Origin of the sequence: Lutispora saccharofermentans (genome assembly GCF_024363565.1) — a bacterium.
Taxonomy (GTDB): domain Bacteria; phylum Bacillota; class Clostridia; order Lutisporales; family Lutisporaceae; genus Lutispora; species Lutispora saccharofermentans.
Genome location: NZ_JAJEKE010000032.1, coordinates 1 through 15,379, shown reverse-complemented (window position 1 = coordinate 15,379; position 15,379 = coordinate 1). Strand labels below are relative to the sequence as shown.

General features: G+C 42.5%; 16 protein-coding genes and 1 tRNA gene. 14 read left to right on the top strand and 3 right to left on the bottom strand.

Features of this window, described 5'->3' with window-relative positions:
* Positions 1-34: 34 nt before the first annotated feature.
* Positions 35-110: transfer RNA gene (locus tag LJD61_RS20135), tRNA-Asn, on the top strand.
* A 172-nt stretch (positions 111-282) separates the two neighbouring features.
* On the opposite strand, the gene LJD61_RS20130 is transcribed toward LJD61_RS20135, so the two are convergent.
* Positions 283-972, bottom strand: a complete 690-nt coding sequence (locus tag LJD61_RS20130; RefSeq protein ID WP_255229398.1) for a FadR/GntR family transcriptional regulator — start codon at positions 970-972, stop codon at positions 283-285.
* A gap of 386 nt (positions 973-1,358) precedes the next feature.
* Here LJD61_RS20130 and ilvD point away from each other — a divergent pair, with 386 nt between their 5' ends.
* From ilvD to LJD61_RS20110, 4 genes are all read left to right on the top strand, one after another.
* Entirely contained in the window at positions 1,359-3,020 is a 1,662-nt protein-coding gene (ilvD, locus tag LJD61_RS20125) for a dihydroxy-acid dehydratase (RefSeq protein ID WP_255229397.1), read from the top strand.
* Between the two features lie 168 nt (positions 3,021-3,188).
* The gene (locus LJD61_RS20120; protein ID WP_255229396.1) at positions 3,189-4,232 is read left to right on the top strand and encodes a TRAP transporter substrate-binding protein; all 1,044 of its coding nucleotides are present in this window, start codon (positions 3,189-3,191) and stop codon (positions 4,230-4,232) included.
* Between the two features lie 25 nt (positions 4,233-4,257).
* Complete coding sequence (locus LJD61_RS20115; RefSeq protein ID WP_255229395.1) at positions 4,258-4,752, top strand: TRAP transporter small permease; 495 nt, start codon at positions 4,258-4,260, stop codon at positions 4,750-4,752.
* On the top strand, positions 4,749-6,011 hold the full coding sequence (locus LJD61_RS20110) for a TRAP transporter large permease (RefSeq protein WP_255229393.1): 1,263 nt from the start codon (positions 4,749-4,751) through the stop codon (positions 6,009-6,011). Before LJD61_RS20115 ends, LJD61_RS20110 begins: the two co-directional genes overlap by 4 nt.
* Before the next feature lie 209 nt (positions 6,012-6,220).
* On the opposite strand, the gene ytvI is transcribed toward LJD61_RS20110, so the two are convergent.
* Complete coding sequence (ytvI, locus tag LJD61_RS20105) at positions 6,221-7,303, bottom strand: sporulation integral membrane protein YtvI (protein ID WP_255229391.1); 1,083 nt, start codon at positions 7,301-7,303, stop codon at positions 6,221-6,223.
* 358 nt (positions 7,304-7,661) lie between these two features.
* Here ytvI and LJD61_RS20100 point away from each other — a divergent pair, with 358 nt between their 5' ends.
* The 8 genes from LJD61_RS20100 (at position 7,662) to LJD61_RS20065 (ending at position 13,495) form a co-directional block, all read left to right on the top strand.
* On the top strand, positions 7,662-9,113 hold the full coding sequence (locus LJD61_RS20100) for an aminotransferase class I/II-fold pyridoxal phosphate-dependent enzyme (protein WP_255229389.1): 1,452 nt from the start codon (positions 7,662-7,664) through the stop codon (positions 9,111-9,113).
* A gap of 21 nt (positions 9,114-9,134) precedes the next feature.
* Positions 9,135-9,464: a cyclic-di-AMP receptor gene (locus tag LJD61_RS20095; RefSeq protein WP_255229399.1), complete on the top strand. Its 330-nt coding sequence runs from the start codon at positions 9,135-9,137 to the stop codon at positions 9,462-9,464.
* 9 nt (positions 9,465-9,473) lie between these two features.
* A complete protein-coding gene (locus LJD61_RS20090) occupies positions 9,474-10,466 on the top strand; it encodes a DNA polymerase III subunit (RefSeq protein WP_255229387.1) in 993 nt (330 codons plus the stop codon).
* A 4-nt stretch (positions 10,467-10,470) separates the two neighbouring features.
* Positions 10,471-11,352: a PSP1 domain-containing protein gene (locus tag LJD61_RS20085; protein ID WP_255229385.1), complete on the top strand. Its 882-nt coding sequence runs from the start codon at positions 10,471-10,473 to the stop codon at positions 11,350-11,352.
* 96 nt (positions 11,353-11,448) lie between these two features.
* On the top strand, positions 11,449-11,619 hold the full coding sequence (locus LJD61_RS20080; protein ID WP_255229383.1) for a DUF362 domain-containing protein: 171 nt from the start codon (positions 11,449-11,451) through the stop codon (positions 11,617-11,619).
* A 60-nt stretch (positions 11,620-11,679) separates the two neighbouring features.
* Entirely contained in the window at positions 11,680-12,420 is a 741-nt protein-coding gene (locus LJD61_RS20075) for a tRNA1(Val) (adenine(37)-N6)-methyltransferase (RefSeq protein ID WP_255229381.1), read from the top strand.
* Complete coding sequence (gene rsmI, locus LJD61_RS20070; RefSeq protein WP_255229380.1) at positions 12,420-13,262, top strand: 16S rRNA (cytidine(1402)-2'-O)-methyltransferase; 843 nt, start codon at positions 12,420-12,422, stop codon at positions 13,260-13,262. The genes LJD61_RS20075 and rsmI overlap by 1 nt, the downstream gene beginning before the upstream one ends.
* A gap of 38 nt (positions 13,263-13,300) precedes the next feature.
* Positions 13,301-13,495 (top strand): DUF1858 domain-containing protein, encoded by a 195-nt coding sequence (locus LJD61_RS20065; RefSeq protein WP_255229379.1) that lies wholly within the window; start codon positions 13,301-13,303, stop codon positions 13,493-13,495.
* 54 nt (positions 13,496-13,549) lie between these two features.
* Here the strand turns inward: LJD61_RS20065 and LJD61_RS20060 are convergent, their stop codons facing one another.
* A complete protein-coding gene (locus LJD61_RS20060) occupies positions 13,550-13,795 on the bottom strand; it encodes an AbrB/MazE/SpoVT family DNA-binding domain-containing protein (RefSeq protein ID WP_255229378.1) in 246 nt (81 codons plus the stop codon).
* Between the two features lie 202 nt (positions 13,796-13,997).
* Here LJD61_RS20060 and LJD61_RS20055 point away from each other — a divergent pair, with 202 nt between their 5' ends.
* Positions 13,998-15,311 (top strand): Na+/H+ antiporter NhaC family protein, encoded by a 1,314-nt coding sequence (locus LJD61_RS20055; protein WP_255229377.1) that lies wholly within the window; start codon positions 13,998-14,000, stop codon positions 15,309-15,311.
* The last annotated feature ends 68 nt before the right edge of the window (positions 15,312-15,379 follow it).

Here is a 15,379-nt window from a genome sequence, read left to right as displayed (position 1 = left end):
TCCCGGGAGAGTAGGTCGTCGCCGGGTTCAATACTCCTCAATAGCTCAGTCGGTAGAGCATGCGGCTGTTAACCGCAGGGTCGTTGGTTCGAGTCCAACTTGAGGAGCCATTTTTTTAAATGCATAGGAAAATCTAGATTACCTTAATATGCATTTTCCGTTAAGTGCATTGCAAAAAAGCTTCCTTAGAATTGCTTCATTCGAAGCTTTTTTATTTTTTGGAATAAATAATTATAAAACCGTAACAGAATCTATATCTTGTTACGGTTTTATTTTATTATGCTAGCAGCCCATATCGGTGATACCTCTTTTAATATGATAATACATGGCGAGGGCAGCACCATTGGCATCCCGCTGTTCAATGAAATGGGAGATGAGACGATGGTTGGTCAGGGCGTTCTCGGAAGAAAGCTCATGTGTCCCCGCATATACTGCCGTATTGATAGCATCGCTTATGGAGGCCTCTATAGCAGGCAGCATGAGCTCAATAACACTATTGTGTGTTGCTTTTGCAATCGCGGCATGAAATTGCTGATCTGCTTCAGCATATGGTTCACCGGCTAGAATCAGCTCTGCAGCTTTGCGCTCATATGAAATAATTTCTCTGATCTCCTCATCGCTTGCTCGCTCCACCACAAGACGGACATTGGCAGGCTCCAGTATAAGCCGCATCTCAAACCAGTTATGCACCAACTTTTTTTTATCCTCTAAATAAGAAATGCCAAAGGGATCATTTTGTACATATGGATTTGCCGTAACAAAAGTGCCCCGTCCCCGCTCTATTGTCAATACACCGTTTGCAACAAGCGTTTTTACAGCCTCACGTATTGTTGTGCGGCTCACTCCCAGCTCTTCGGCAAGCTGGTTTTCATTGGGAAGCTTATCATTGGGTTTATACCTTTTTTCCAAAAAGATCATATCGCTTATTATATTTGCAATGTTTTGGGAAATAGGAATAAAGTTGTTAGCCATTTATTTCTCCTTTTTTCCAAATAAATTATACAGACATTATATCACATCTGTTTTCAAAACTCAGTATTTATTTTTTATTAGCCTGATACGTAGTATGTCTTTATGCATAATAATATAAAAATGTTGACATATCGTTAAATAAAGGATAAAATTTCGTTAAGACATCATACAACGTTTGCAAACGATTCCGGAAAAACCTATTAAGTGTTCAATTAAATCTTACAGACATCATACGACGTATAATTTAATGTATATATGACGCATTAAATATTTTACGGCAGTAAGCTTATATTAACTGATAAAAGCTATGTAACGTATTTATTGTAACTTATATAGAATTTAAAATCCAAATATATTACTTGGACTTGAAACGGAGGAAAGAGAATATGAGAAGTGACCAAATGAAGGCAGGTGTGACGAGAATTCCACACAGGGCCCTGTTCAAGGCTTTAGGATTGACGGACAAAGAAATCCGACAGCCTATGATCGGTATTGTAAATGCCCAGAACGATATTATTCCGGGGCATCTCCACTTGGATAGCATTGTGGAAGCAGTTAAAGCCGGAGTGCGTATGGCAGGGGGAACACCTTTCCAATTCCCTGCAATTGGTGTATGCGACGGAATTGCAATGGGACATGAGGGGATGAAATATTCACTGATCAGCCGGGAGCATATTGCTGATTCTATAGAAATAATGGCAATGGCACATCCCTTTGATGCCCTGGTATTTGTTCCTAACTGTGACAAAATTGTACCTGGGATGCTGATGGCTGCATTGAGATTAAATATACCCAGCATATTTATCAGCGGAGGCCCAATGATGCCCGGTTATAATAACAACAAAAAGCTTACGGTTACAAGCGCATTTGAAGCGGTAGGTTCAGTGGGTGCGAACAAGATGACCGCAGAGGATGCCGCTCAGATAGAAGAGTATTCATGCCCGGGCTGCGGCTCGTGCGCAGGAATGTTCACAGCCAATTCGATGAATTGTATGACAGAGGTAATAGGAATGGGCTTGCCCGGCAATGGAACTGTTCCCGCTGTCCATGCCGCCCGCATACGGCTTGCTAAGGAAGCAGGCATGAAAGTGATGGAACTTATGGAAAAGAATATTCTTCCCAGGGATATTATAACATCTGATGCATTGCATAATGCTCTTACTGCAGATATGGCCTTAGGCTGCTCATCCAATACGGTGCTTCATCTTCCTGCTATTGCCCATTCTGCCGGTATCAAAGTCAACCTGGAGGATATAAACAGCATAAGCAAGGCAACACCTCAATTGGTTAAGCTAAGCCCTGCAGGTTCCGATTGTTTAGTGGATCTGTGGCAGGCAGGCGGACTTCCTGCTCTGTTAAAGGAATTGGACAAATACGGCCTGATACGCACCGGCTGCATGACCGTGACCGGCAAGACAGTTGGCGAAAATATTAAAGATGCCCTTGTGAAGGATTATACTGTTATAAGAAGCCGTGAAAATGCATACTCAGCTGATGGAGGGCTTGCGATTCTTTGGGGCAATTTGGCTTTAGACGGTGCAGTAGTAAAAAAAGGCGCCGTACTGCCTGAGATGATGGTGCATAAAGGCCCTGCAAAAGTTTATAATAGCGAAGAAGAGTGTGTGGAGGCTCTTATGGCAGGCAAAGTCGCAGCAGGAGACGTAATAGTAGTACGCTATGAAGGGCCTAAAGGGGGCCCCGGCATGCGTGAGATGCTTACGCCCACATCGGTTATCGCAGGCATGGGCCTGGACAATACTGTAGCATTGATCACCGACGGGAGATTTTCCGGTGCATCCAGAGGTGCAGCAATAGGACATATATCGCCTGAAGCTGCTGCCGGAGGTCTGATCGGTATCATAGAAGAAGGAGATACTATCAGCATCGATATTCCCAATAATAAATTGGAGCTCTTAGTGGATGAAAAGACCATAGCTGCCAGAAAAGCCAAGTTTGTACCTTTGGAAAAGCCTGTACCGGACGGATACCTCAAGCGTTACCGCAAAATGGTCACCTCTGCTAACACCGGGGCAGTATTTGGAGAATAGACCAAGGTATATTGAAGTTTTGAATTCTATTCCTTCGCTATATATAACGCATTAAATATTTTACAGCAGTAAGTTTATATTAACTGATAAAAGCTATGTAACGTATTTATTGCGAATTATATATATAATAGCGAGGCAGAATATAAAAAAATTAAGGGGGCTAAGAATATGAAAAAAATGCAACGTATAATGGCTGCACTATTGACTTTAATCATGGTATTTGGTCTTGCTTCCTGTGCGCAGAAAGCAGCACCATCTTCAGGAGGAGCACCTGCCTCAGAAACACCTGCTGCTGAGGCTCCTGGCAAATCAGTTGTCATCAAATTAGGTACTACTGTCAACGATCAAGACAGTTTCCAGATTGCTGCGGAAAAGTTTGCAGAGCTGGTGGCACAACGCACTAATAATGCTTATAAAATCGAAATCTATCCCAACGCTGCCCTGGGAGACGAGCGAACCATGTTAGAGGGCATGCAAATGGGCACTCTTGACATGGGGATAATAACAAGCGGGCCTTTTGTTAACTTTGCACCTGAAATGGGCGTTTTGGACATGCCTTTCCTATTCAGCAGCAATGAGGATGTATACAAAGTCCTTGATGGCGAGATAGGCAAGGAGTTGCTTGCTAAATTAGAAGCTGCACAGCTCAAGGGGCTTGCCTATGCAGAGAGAGGCTTCCGCAATCTCACCAACAGTGTTCGACCCGTAGAAAAAGCGTCAGATATCAAGGATTTAAAGATTCGAGTTATGGAAAATGAGGTTTACATAGCTACTTTTGGAGCATTAGGAGTAAACACCGTGCCTATGGCATGGACTGAAGCACTTACCGCTTTGCAGCAAAAGACTATTCAAGGACAGGAGAATCCTGTTAACGTAATTCATGCCTTCAAGCTTTGGGAATCGCAGAAATATGTTACTATGACTCGCCATGCTTATGCGGCTGCACTGATCACCATGAGCCTTGACAAATTCAACAGCTTGCCTGCAGATGTACAGAAAATATTCGCAGATTCGGCTCAGGAAGCTGCAGAATATGAGCGTGAATGGGTTGCGCAGAATGAAGAAAAGCAAATGGCTGAACTGGAACAAAACGGAATGACAATAATCAAAGAACCTGATCTGGAAAGCTTCAAAGCAGCAGTTGCTAAAGTATATGAAAGATATCCTCAGTATAGCGAATATCTTTCAAGAATCGAGGCGGCTCTTAAATAGACAGCCATAAAGGGGGGTGCATTCTATGGCGGTTGCAAAAGCAATAAATAAAGTGAGCGATTTGCTCGATAAGATATGCAGCGTCATTTTGGTAGCAATGCTGGCCGGAATGGTGCTGACTACATCCCTGCAAATCATATGCCGTGTGTTCTTCACTGCCCTTTCATGGAGTGAGGAGGTTACGCGTTATCTTTTAGTATGGTCAACCTTTCTTGGCGCGGGCTGCGTATATAAAAAAGGAGGGCATATTTCAGTGACATTCGCACAAGAGAAGTTGCCGCAGAAGCTGCAAAAGGTTGCACAGGTTTTGGTACATCTATTGTGCGGAGCGTTATTCGCAATTGCCGTATACTATGGTTTCAAATATATGGACAAGCAAGGCACTCAGCTTTCTGCAGCGCTGCGCATACCTATGAGCCTGATGTACATGGCGATACCTCTTGGATGTGGTGCGCTGCTGCTGCATGCATTTGATGCAATAATCCAGATATTTGTTAAAAAGGAGGTGGCGGGGGAATGACTGCATTGCTATTTTCTGTGTTCCTAATCGGACTTTTGATAGGCATACCCATTGCTTTTGCCATAGCGATTGCGGCTATCGCGGTACTCATCAAGGGAGATGTAAGGCTTCTTATAGTAGTGCAGCGCTTATTTGCCGCTACAGACTCTTTCCCGCTTACCGCAGTACCTTTTTTTATACTTGCAGGTGATTTGCTTGCACGCGGTGCCATGTCCCGAAAGCTGGTTACCTTCGCAGAGTCCCTTACGGGCAGAATAAGGGGCGGGCTTTCTGTGGTTTCTATTATCGCCGGTATGTTCTTCGCAGCTATTTCAGGCTCCGGTGCTGCAACAACGGCTGCTGTGGGTGCTACACTCATACCTGAGCTCAAAAATAGAGGATACAAGGAGGATTCATCCACGGCACTTATTGCTTCTGCAGGATGTATTGGCGTAGTCATTCCTCCTTCGGTACCTATGGTGTTATATGCGGTTATTGCAGACCAAAGCGTGACACGGCTCTTTAAAAACGGCTTTTTGCCGGGAGTCATGATGGGAGGCATCTTAATCGCTATTTCCCTTCACCAGGCATACAAATATAATTATCCCTTAGGTACGGCATTTTCCTGGAAAAACGTGCTGGTAACCTTTAAACAATCTATCTGGGGTTTGCTGATGCCCCTCATTATTCTGGGAGGTATATTCTCAGGCTATTTCACGCCCTCAGAGGCGGCAGCAGTAGCGGTGGTGTATTCTATGGCGGTTTCGATGTTCATCTACCGGGATCTCACTTTGAAAGAGCTGGGAAAGATCATGCTGGGAAGTGCCAAGACCTCAGCTATTATTATGATCATCATAGCATGCAGCGGAGTGTTTGGCTGGGTTCTTGCCAACTGGAAGATACCCGAGGCAGTAGCACAGGGTATACTGTCCATATCCAGCAGCAAATACGTTATTTTATTCTTGATTTCTGTTATCATATTGATAGCAGGCGTTTTTATGGAGACATCATCTGCAGTTATCTTGCTGACACCGGTGTTCTTGCCGTTGGTGCGTGTGCTTGGAATAGATTTAGTGCATTTCGGGATCATATTCACCGTAGGCATCTCTATAGGCATGATCACTCCGCCCGTAGCAATCAATCTGTTTGTTGGCTCCAGCATTACAGGCATGCCTATTGAGCGGATAGCCAGGGCAGTATGGCCATATTTGTTTGGCTTAATAGCTGTGTTTCTTATTTATGTCTATTTACCGCTGTTTATTCCTGGGCTGTTATTATAAGTAAAAGTCAATCTATATATAACGCAATAAATGCATTTGTAGTTTTAAAACGGCGTATGCCGTCATTCTGAGCGTATGCGAAGAATCTTAGCCAGATTCTTCACTCCACTTTGTTTCGTTCAGAATGACAGTTTTGTAAAATATTTAATGCGTTATATATAGAATACGATATGAAGAAACCCCGGATTGAATCCTATCCGGGGTTTCTTCTATTTAAACCTGGGCAAAATGCCTGTATTTTGAGATGCCTTAATGGTCACGGCAATCGTAGGGCCTACTAATACTCCGACTGCTCCCATCAGCCTTATACCCACATACATGGACATAAGCGTGATCAGAGGATGAATGCCCAGCTGCTGCCCCACGATCTTCGGCTCTATCATATACCTTATGGTTACGATTATGCCATATAATACGAGAAGGGATATGCCCAATCTATATTTCCCGGCGATGATAGATATTATAGCCCAAGGCACATATACGCTTCCGGTTCCTAAAATAGGCAGTATATCCACCAATGCTACAAATACGGATATGATAAAGGCATATTTTATACCTATGATATTAAGTCCTATCAATGATTCCGTAAAGGTTATGGTGAGAAGTATCAATTGGGCCTTCAAAAATCCTATGAGGGCATTGAGCAGATTCTTTTTGAAGTTGAACAATTTCACCTTCCATGCGGGAGTGAATTGTCTTAATAAGAAGTCTCCGATTTTCTCTGAATCCTTGGCAAAAAAGAAGGTTGCAACTGTGGTGATCAGGAATAATATTGCGAATCCCGGCAATTTATAAAGTGTATTCACAGCGGATTTAGCCGTACTGCTCAACAAGATGCCCAGTTTATCCAGAATGCTCTTTGCTATATCCGTAGCATAGGTAGTGACCTCTTTAGGGAGCTGAAAATATAGGTTTTGGGCTTCCTTTGACAAATTCGAAAAGAAGTCATACACATCATTTGAATAAGCAGGAAGCCTGTAGGTCAAATCTACAAGCTCCGATACACCTCTTGTTATGGCTAATGCAAGCAGTGCGGTCAGACCCCCGTATACAAGTATTATTGATATAGCTACAGAAACGCCCTTGCCGATTTTCATAGACTGGAAAAATCTCGCTATAGGCTTGATCAAAAAGGACAATAATATTGCGAATATAAATGGGGACAGATAGCGGAAAATCAATTTCAGGCTCAGGACGGTTGCCAGAAATATCAAGGCATATGTAGCAATTTTTAAGAGTATAGCTGTGGTTTTTATTATATAGTTTTTATATTCATCTATTTCGTTTTTCATGTAGCGATCTCACCTCTTGTTATGATTATAGCCATATTTGATTGAGCGCAATCAGCAGCATTCTTAATTCAAATTATATTCGAAAAAGGTGAAATAATCAATTTATATCCATTAAATCCTTTATTAAGAACGAATATATATGTATAATAGAGCTAAGAACTCAGAATTATAAACTTTAAGCTTAGAGGGAACGGAAACCACTGAAGGATATGATTATAGATTCTAGTTGCAAAGTGAGCTTTATAAAGCTGTGGTATGTTAGTATAACTTTATTTCTGTGTTTTTCCGTGAAAATTCAGTGCCTTTTAGTGGTTGCAGCAACCCAGACCCCAGAGGGATACCTTGAAAGGAAAATACTATGATTTATGATGATATGCCCGTTTTGAAATCCCTGAAAGAATATGCAGCTTCCAAAGTGCTGCCCTTTCATATGCCGGGCCATAAGAGAGGTGGGATTTTTCAAAGGCTGGGCTTAGAATATTTGATGGACAATATCATAGAGATGGATACCACTGAAGTTCCCGGGATCGATAATCTTCACAGCCCTCAAGGGGCCATTGCGGAGGCTCAAAATCTTGCAGCCAGGGCTTTTGGAGCAGGTCGCACTTTCTTTCTTGTAAATGGGACCACTTCGGGTATATATGCTATGACAATGGCAGCTACAAAGCCGGGAGATAAAATATTGATACCCAGGAATGCCCACAGGTCTGCAGTCAGCGCAGCTGTTTTAGGAAAGCTCCACCCCGTATATATGATGCCCGAGGTAGATTCCTATATGGAAATAGCTATGGGAATCGAACCCAAAACAGTTGAAAAAGCACTGGAGCAGCATCCTGATGCTAAGGCGGTTCTCATTACGAGCCCTACATACTACGGAGTTTGTTCCGATTTGGAGAAGATCGCCCGGATGGTGCACGATAAGGGGAAGCTGCTTTTGGTTGATGAGGCTCACGGCTCTCATTTTGTTTTTCATCGGTCCCTCCCCATATCAGCTATGGAAGCAGGAGCGGACATGGCGGCCCAAAGCACCCACAAAACTTTGCCCTCTATGACGGGAAGCTCCATGCTTCATGTAAAAGGGGAAAGAGTGGATATAGAAAAACTGAAGTTTTTTTTGCAGCTCGTTCAGACCACGAGCCCTTCTCATGTTATGCTGGCTTCCCTGGATGCCGCCAGGTATATCATGGAGAATTACGGGCATAGGCTTCTTGATGACTGCATAAAATACAGCAATAAAGTAAGAAAAGAGATAAATGATAAAACATCTTTTTATTGCCTTGGGGCAGATAAAAAAGATAGCTTTGGCATACATGATATAGATCCTACAAGAATAACGGTAAATCTGAAAGGAGGAGGAATCAGCGGCATTAAAGGAGAAGAAATATTGAGGAGCGAATATAATATCCAAGTTGAAATGAGTGATATTTGCAATATAGTGGCCATAACTTCTGTAGCAGATGATGAAGCATCATATATGAGACTTCTGGAAGCCATATCTGATATGGATCGGTGGAGCAGGAAGGAAAATATCGGCTGCAATCAGGCAAAGCCGCCGAATTCCATTCCCGTATGCCTGATGCCTCCCCATGAAGCGCTGTATCATGAGGTTGAAAGCATAGAGGTAGAGAAAAGCCAGGGCCGCATATCCGCAGAGATGGCGGTGCCCTATCCTCCGGGCATACCTGTTATAATGCCGGGAGAGCAGATCAGCAGGGATGTGATCGATTACCTAAGGCAGTGCACCGACATAGGGATTAAAGTGAGCGGTGTTTTAGATCCTGAATTTAAAAATATAAAAGTGATAAAATAAGAGGAGATGAGAAATATGGCAATGAAATTAGTGCTGGCAGTTGTCCAGGACGACGACTCGGGAGAATTGGTAGAAAGATTGGTTAAAAATAAATTCAGCGCTACAAAGCTGGCTTCTACGGGAGGTTTTTTGAAGGAAGGCAATACTACCTTGATGGTAGGGGTTCCTGTAGAACAGGTTGAAGAGGTTATCGGGATCATAAAAGAAGTTTGCCGAAGCAGGAAGCAAACCTTTACCACACCCATACCTCCAACAGGATCTGCGAGTGTTTTCATACCCTATCCTATCGATGTAATGGTAGGAGGAGCAACGATCTTTGTACTGGATATAGACCGCTTTGAAAAGGTATAGGAGAGCAAAATGACAAGTATGGACTTTAATGATATAGCGGGACAGGAGGTTCTGATCCAAAGCCTCAAAAATGCGATAAGCGGTAATATGGTTGCCAATGCTTATATATTCAATGGCCCTGGGGGCTCCGGCAAAAGGACGCTGGCGGAGATCTTCGCCAGAGCTGTAAATTGCAAGGACCCTGATAATAAGCCTTGCAACCTTTGTTCTTCGTGCAAAAAAACTATTGCAGGAGCGAATCCTGATATAATATATATCAAGCCTTCCGGGAATTCTATAAAGATCGACCAGATAAGGCGGCTCATCGGAGATATTTCTGTTAAGCCCTACGAGAGCAATTGCAGGGTTATTATTGTTCAGGATGGAGATAAGCTGACCTCAGAATCTCAGGACGCATTTTTAAAAACCCTGGAGGAACCAGAGGGGAACAATATATTTATATTGCTTACAGAAAACTATAACACTCTTTTGCCCACCATAATATCACGCTGTCAGGTACATAATATTCTAAGGGTCAACAGGGAAGATGCGAAATCTGTTCTGAGCGGGCTAGGGCTTGGGAATGATGAAGAAATTGAATTTGCAATTGCAAAATCCGATGGTATAATAGGGAGAGCAATAGAAATACTCAAGGATAAGGATTTCAGACGGAATCCCAAAGAATATGAGGAGCTTTTGAAAGTGATTTTGGAAGGCGGCAGGGAAGAGTTATTCAGCTTTAGTGAAAAAATAATAGAAAACAAAGATGATGGAATTAAATTGCTGCTATTTCTTTTGAGCTTCTTTAGGGATATACTTGTTATTAAGGATGATAAAGGCAGTGAATATATGATCAATAAGGATATTTCCCTTAATATTATTGAGAGATATGATAAAAAGCTGAGGGAAGAGAGCTTGTTTGAAATAATTGACTTGATAAAGCAAATAATAAGATCTGCAGATTTTAATGTCAACATGAAGAATTCTATCGATAGTTTGCTTTTAAGGGTTTTGGAGGTATAACATAATGATAAAGGTTGTAGGAGTGCGGTTTAAAAAGGCAGGTAAGATATATTACTTTGATCCCGACGGATTGGATATAAGGAAGGGAGATAATGTAATTGTCGAGACCATAAGAGGAATAGAATTCGGTAATGCTGCAGTGGGAATAAGAGAGGTTACGGAGGAAAATATCGTGGCCCCTCTCAAAAAGGTCCTTAGAGTTGCCACAGCGGAAGATTGTGTGAAGTATGAAGAGAATAAGTCGAAAGAGGGAGAAGCCTTTAAGATCTGCCTCGAAAAGATAAAAAATCATGATTTAGGCATGAAGCTTATCGATGTGGAGTACACCTTTGATAATAACAAAATAATATTTTACTTTACTGCGGACGGCAGAGTGGATTTCAGAGAATTGGTCAAGGATCTGGCTGCAGTTTTCAAGACAAGGATTGAGCTCAGACAGATCGGGGTGAGAGACGAGGCGAAGATGCTTTCAGGAATAGGGCCCTGCGGAAGAGCCCTGTGCTGTGCCAGCTTCCTGGGAGAGTTTGAACCTGTTTCTATAAAGATGGCAAAGGAACAAAGCCTGTCTTTGAATCCGACAAAGATATCGGGAATATGCGGAAGGCTCATGTGCTGTTTGAAGTATGAGCAGGATGTATATGAAGAGGTGAGGAAGGTCCTGCCCAAGGTGGGAGCATTGGTTGAAACCGCTGAAGGCAAAGGAGAGGTCATAGAATCCAGCGTTTTATATGAAAGCGTGAAGGTGAAGATGGATTCTTTGGAGAACAATATGAAGACTATAAAGGAATTTTCCATGCACGATGTAAAAGAAATAATTCCGGGGAAGGATATAGAACCGGAGCTTGAGCAAGAGGAGATAATCGAATTGGAGTTCTTGGAAGAATAATGGCGTTTAAGCGAAAATTTTAATATATTTCTAGGGTTTTCAACAGCTTGTTTTAGTGGTAAAATGAGAAAAGAGATTTTAAGGAGGTGGCCAGGGATGGCATATAAAATAACTGATGCTTGCATAAGCTGCGGAGCTTGTGAGGCAGAGTGCCCTGTTAGCTGCATAAGCGCAGGCGATGACAAATATGTTATAAATCCTGAGGAATGCATTGAGTGTGGAGCATGTGCAAACGTTTGTCCTGTTGATGCTCCTGTACAGGACTAATCAATACTAAAAAAAAGACCCTTGGGTCTTTTTTTTATAATATACCCCGGAGGTGGAATATTGGAAAATTTGATAAAGCCTGATGAGACTTTGGATGATTTGCAAAATGGGTATTTTTTAATACAGAAAAAGGAAGGTTTCCGCTTCGGTGTAGATGCTGTTCTTCTGGCTGATTTCGCTGCATTGAAAAAAACTGACAGGGTATTGGAGATGGGTACAGGTACAGGCATAATACCTATACTTCTCCATGCCAAGAAGAATCCTCGAAGCATCACAGCCATTGAGATACAGGAGGAGATGGCTGAAATGGCACAGCGCAGCGCAGCATACAATAGGCTGGAGGACCGCATCACCATATTGCATATGGATTTGAAGGATGCTTCTGGAAGGCTGGGAAAGGCAAGCTTTGATGCGGTTGTGACGAATCCGCCTTATATGAAATTGGGCAGCGGCATAATCAACCCTTCGCAGAAGCAAGCCATTGCCAGATTCGAGCTGAGCTGCAGCCTGGAGGAGGTTATACATTCGGCCTATGAGGTTCTGGAGCCCGGAGGCAGATTTTTTATGGTGCATAGGACGGATAGGCTGGTGGATATAATAACTGCTATGAGAAACAAGAAGATTGAGCCTAAGAGAATACGGTTTGTCCATTCCGGCATAGGCAAAAAACCGCATTTGCTGCTAATAGAAGGGATGAAGGGCGGAAGGCCGGAGCTTAAGTTTATGGACCCTTTATATATATATGACGACAAGGGCGAATATACAAATGAAATACATGATATTTACGGGAGGATTAAATAATGGCTTCCTGTCTTTATTTGCTGGCTACCCCGATAGGAAATCTTGAGGATATAACCTTAAGATGCCTAAGGATATTGAGAGAAGTTGATATGATTGCAGCGGAGGATACCCGCCAGACAGCCAAGCTTCTCAATCATTATGAGATAAAAAAGCCCATGATCAGCTATCATGAACATAATAAGAAATCCAAGGGCGATGAGATCATAGATTTAATTCTGGAAGGCAAGACCGTAGCATTGGTTTCGGATGCAGGAATGCCTTGCATATCGGATCCCGGCGAAGACCTGGTGAGGCTCTGTGTAGAGAGAGGCATAGAAGTCATCGCTATACCCGGGCCTTCTGCATCTCTGACAGCTTTGTCAATATCGGGACTTTCTACTTCTCGCTTTGTATTCGAGGGTTTTTTGCCGGTGAAAGGCAAGGAGAGGAGTGAGAGGCTTCAGCGGTTATCCAGGGAGGAGAGGACCATTATATTGTACGAAGCGCCCCATCGGCTTTTATTTACCTTGAAGGATCTGAGAGAGCATTTGGGTAATCCTAAGCTCAGCATATCCAGAGAATTGACAAAAAAATTTGAAGAAACCGTGAGGACTGATCTGGATGGAGCCATAGAGGAGTTCAAGAACAGGAGCATCAAGGGCGAATTTGTACTGATTATTGAGGGCAAAAGCCATGAAGAGCTTAAGGCGGAGGAAGGCCGGTTCTGGGATGATATGAGCGTTTTAGAGCATATCCAGGCATACATGGAAAGGGGCATGTCAAAAAAAGAGGCTATAGCTTTGGTAGCAAAGGAAAGAAATCTGAGCAAAAGAGAAGTATATAATATAGCCATTGAAATCTGACACTTTATCTAATATAATTTTTATGAAGGAGGGATACTATGGCATTTACTAAAGATATGACTATAGCACAGATACTGAGAGCAAACCCAAAGACTGCAGAAATATTTATGTCCTACGGCATGCATTGCCTCAGCTGCCCGGGAGCAACAGGAGAATCTGTGGAGCAGGCTGCAATGGTTCATGGTTTTGATGCAGACAAGCTTCTCGAAGACCTTAATAAGGTTGAAGAATAAAAGATAAAGTATAAAAGGTTAGGGCTTTGAGCCCTAACCTTTTATACTTTATAATTATTTTCCGGATCTCAGCTCTTCCATGCAAGCAGGGCAAATATTCTTGCCTTTGTAGACCTGAACATCCTTTGCATTTGCACAGAAAATGCAAGCGGGTTCATACTTCTTTAGAATAATATGCTCTCCATCCACATATATCTCTAAGGAGTCTTTTTCTTCTATGTTAAGAGTATTTCTTAACTCCTTTGGTATTACGATTCTTCCTAATTCGTCAACTTTTCTAACAATACCGGTAGATTTCACAGTATCCCTCCTTCCCTAATTATACAAAATTCGACAATGTTCTCAAATTAAATGTTAACAGATATGCCAATTAAAGTCAATAGGTTATTTTTAAAAATTCACAGGAAAGTTTAAATTTTCTAAGCGCCGGTTTTAAGTTATATATCTATTTTAAAATATAGTATAATTATTAATAATATAATTATGACTTGAGGTGCAATGAATGCTTTTATCAGCTTTTATAATTGCAAACACGATTACTGTACTGTATCTTTTGCAGAAAGGGCATCCTTTGGAGAGGCTTCTTCAAATCGCATGGAAGGCTTTGAAAGAGTGCAGCTCTTTATTTGCCATCATAATTCTTATGGGAGCCACAATATCTGTGTGGCTGTCTTCGGGAATAGTTCCAAGCCTTATTTATTACGGCTTTGGTTATTTGGAGGGAATCAATCTGGTTCTTGCAGCTTTCTTATGCACAATGATCATTTCCTATGTGATGGGTACTGCCTGCGGAACATTGAGCACAATCGGCATTGCACTTCTGGGGATCGGCAAGGGCCTAATGATCCCGGCGCCGGTGCTTTTGGGAGCCATTGTCTCAGGGTCCTTCATTGCAGATAAGATAGCCCCTATATCCTCCTTGACAAACCTTACCATCCAAATCACAGGGACCAGCTATAAGGAGTATATAAAATCTTCTATCAAGACCTTGATTCCTTCTATTGCTTTATCCGCAATCATATATTTTATATTAGGCAATTCCTACGGCGGAGCAACGGATTTATCCATGATACAGGAATATCGGAGCTTTATAGGAGGGAGCTTCGTCATTTCTCCTTTCCTTTTGCTCTTTCCTGTATTTGTAGTCATTCTGGCCTTCAGCGGCATAAAGACGGTCTACAATATGAGTCTCAGCGTCGGAGCGGCATCCCTCATAACCTTGTTTGTCCAGAAGGAGAATCTGGCATCAATGATTAAATCTGTTCTATGGGGCTATAAAGCCAATACAGGGATGGCCCAGCTGGATTCCTTGATCTCCGGAGGCGGAGCGATACCCATGATAGAGGTGGTTCTCATCGTTATGGGCAGTATTACTCTGAGCAGCTTTTTTGAGGAGGCTGACCTGCTTAAACCGATGACGGATTATTTTTATAAAAAAGATGATAAAGCGTTTGCTTTGATAGCAAAAACGAGTTTGCTGAGCATCCTGCTGAATATTGTCACCTGTGATCAAACCGTTGGGATACTCATACCTGCCAAGTTCGGCGCTGACAGATTTGATGAGGCGGGCCTGGACAGACACATTCTGGCGAGGACCATATCGGATACGGGGACCATAATAGCCCCCCTGCTGCCATGGAACGTAAATGCGTTGATCATCTATGGCATAACAGGGATATCAGCGGTGGGCTATGGGCCATATGGGGTATTTTGCTATATTTGCCCTCTTATGACTATTTTGAGCGGTGCGCTTCCAGCCCGCAAAGATATTGCCGCTTTACCTCAAGCTGATAAAGAAGAACATATAGTGTTATAAAATTTGAGATATATTATTTTTCACAAGGTTACAATTTTGTTACAAAAAAATTATGCTATTGCTAAAAT

Coding starts and splice junctions, on each gene's coding strand:
- LJD61_RS20100 (WP_255229389.1), top strand. CDS start 7,662: ATGATTTATGATGATATGCCCGTTTTGAAATCCCTGAAAGAATATGCA.
- LJD61_RS20130 (WP_255229398.1), bottom strand. CDS start 972: ATGGCTAACAACTTTATTCCTATTTCCCAAAACATTGCAAATATAATA.
- LJD61_RS20115 (WP_255229395.1), top strand. CDS start 4,258: ATGGCGGTTGCAAAAGCAATAAATAAAGTGAGCGATTTGCTCGATAAG.
- rsmI (WP_255229380.1), top strand. CDS start 12,420: ATGGCTTCCTGTCTTTATTTGCTGGCTACCCCGATAGGAAATCTTGAG.
- LJD61_RS20080 (WP_255229383.1), top strand. CDS start 11,449: ATGGCATATAAAATAACTGATGCTTGCATAAGCTGCGGAGCTTGTGAG.
- LJD61_RS20085 (WP_255229385.1), top strand. CDS start 10,471: ATGATAAAGGTTGTAGGAGTGCGGTTTAAAAAGGCAGGTAAGATATAT.
- LJD61_RS20065 (WP_255229379.1), top strand. CDS start 13,301: ATGGCATTTACTAAAGATATGACTATAGCACAGATACTGAGAGCAAAC.
- LJD61_RS20090 (WP_255229387.1), top strand. CDS start 9,474: ATGACAAGTATGGACTTTAATGATATAGCGGGACAGGAGGTTCTGATC.
- LJD61_RS20095 (WP_255229399.1), top strand. CDS start 9,135: ATGAAATTAGTGCTGGCAGTTGTCCAGGACGACGACTCGGGAGAATTG.
- ilvD (WP_255229397.1), top strand. CDS start 1,359: ATGAGAAGTGACCAAATGAAGGCAGGTGTGACGAGAATTCCACACAGG.
- LJD61_RS20055 (WP_255229377.1), top strand. CDS start 13,998: ATGCTTTTATCAGCTTTTATAATTGCAAACACGATTACTGTACTGTAT.
- ytvI (WP_255229391.1), bottom strand. CDS start 7,303: ATGAAAAACGAAATAGATGAATATAAAAACTATATAATAAAAACCACA.
- LJD61_RS20110 (WP_255229393.1), top strand. CDS start 4,749: ATGACTGCATTGCTATTTTCTGTGTTCCTAATCGGACTTTTGATAGGC.
- LJD61_RS20120 (WP_255229396.1), top strand. CDS start 3,189: ATGAAAAAAATGCAACGTATAATGGCTGCACTATTGACTTTAATCATG.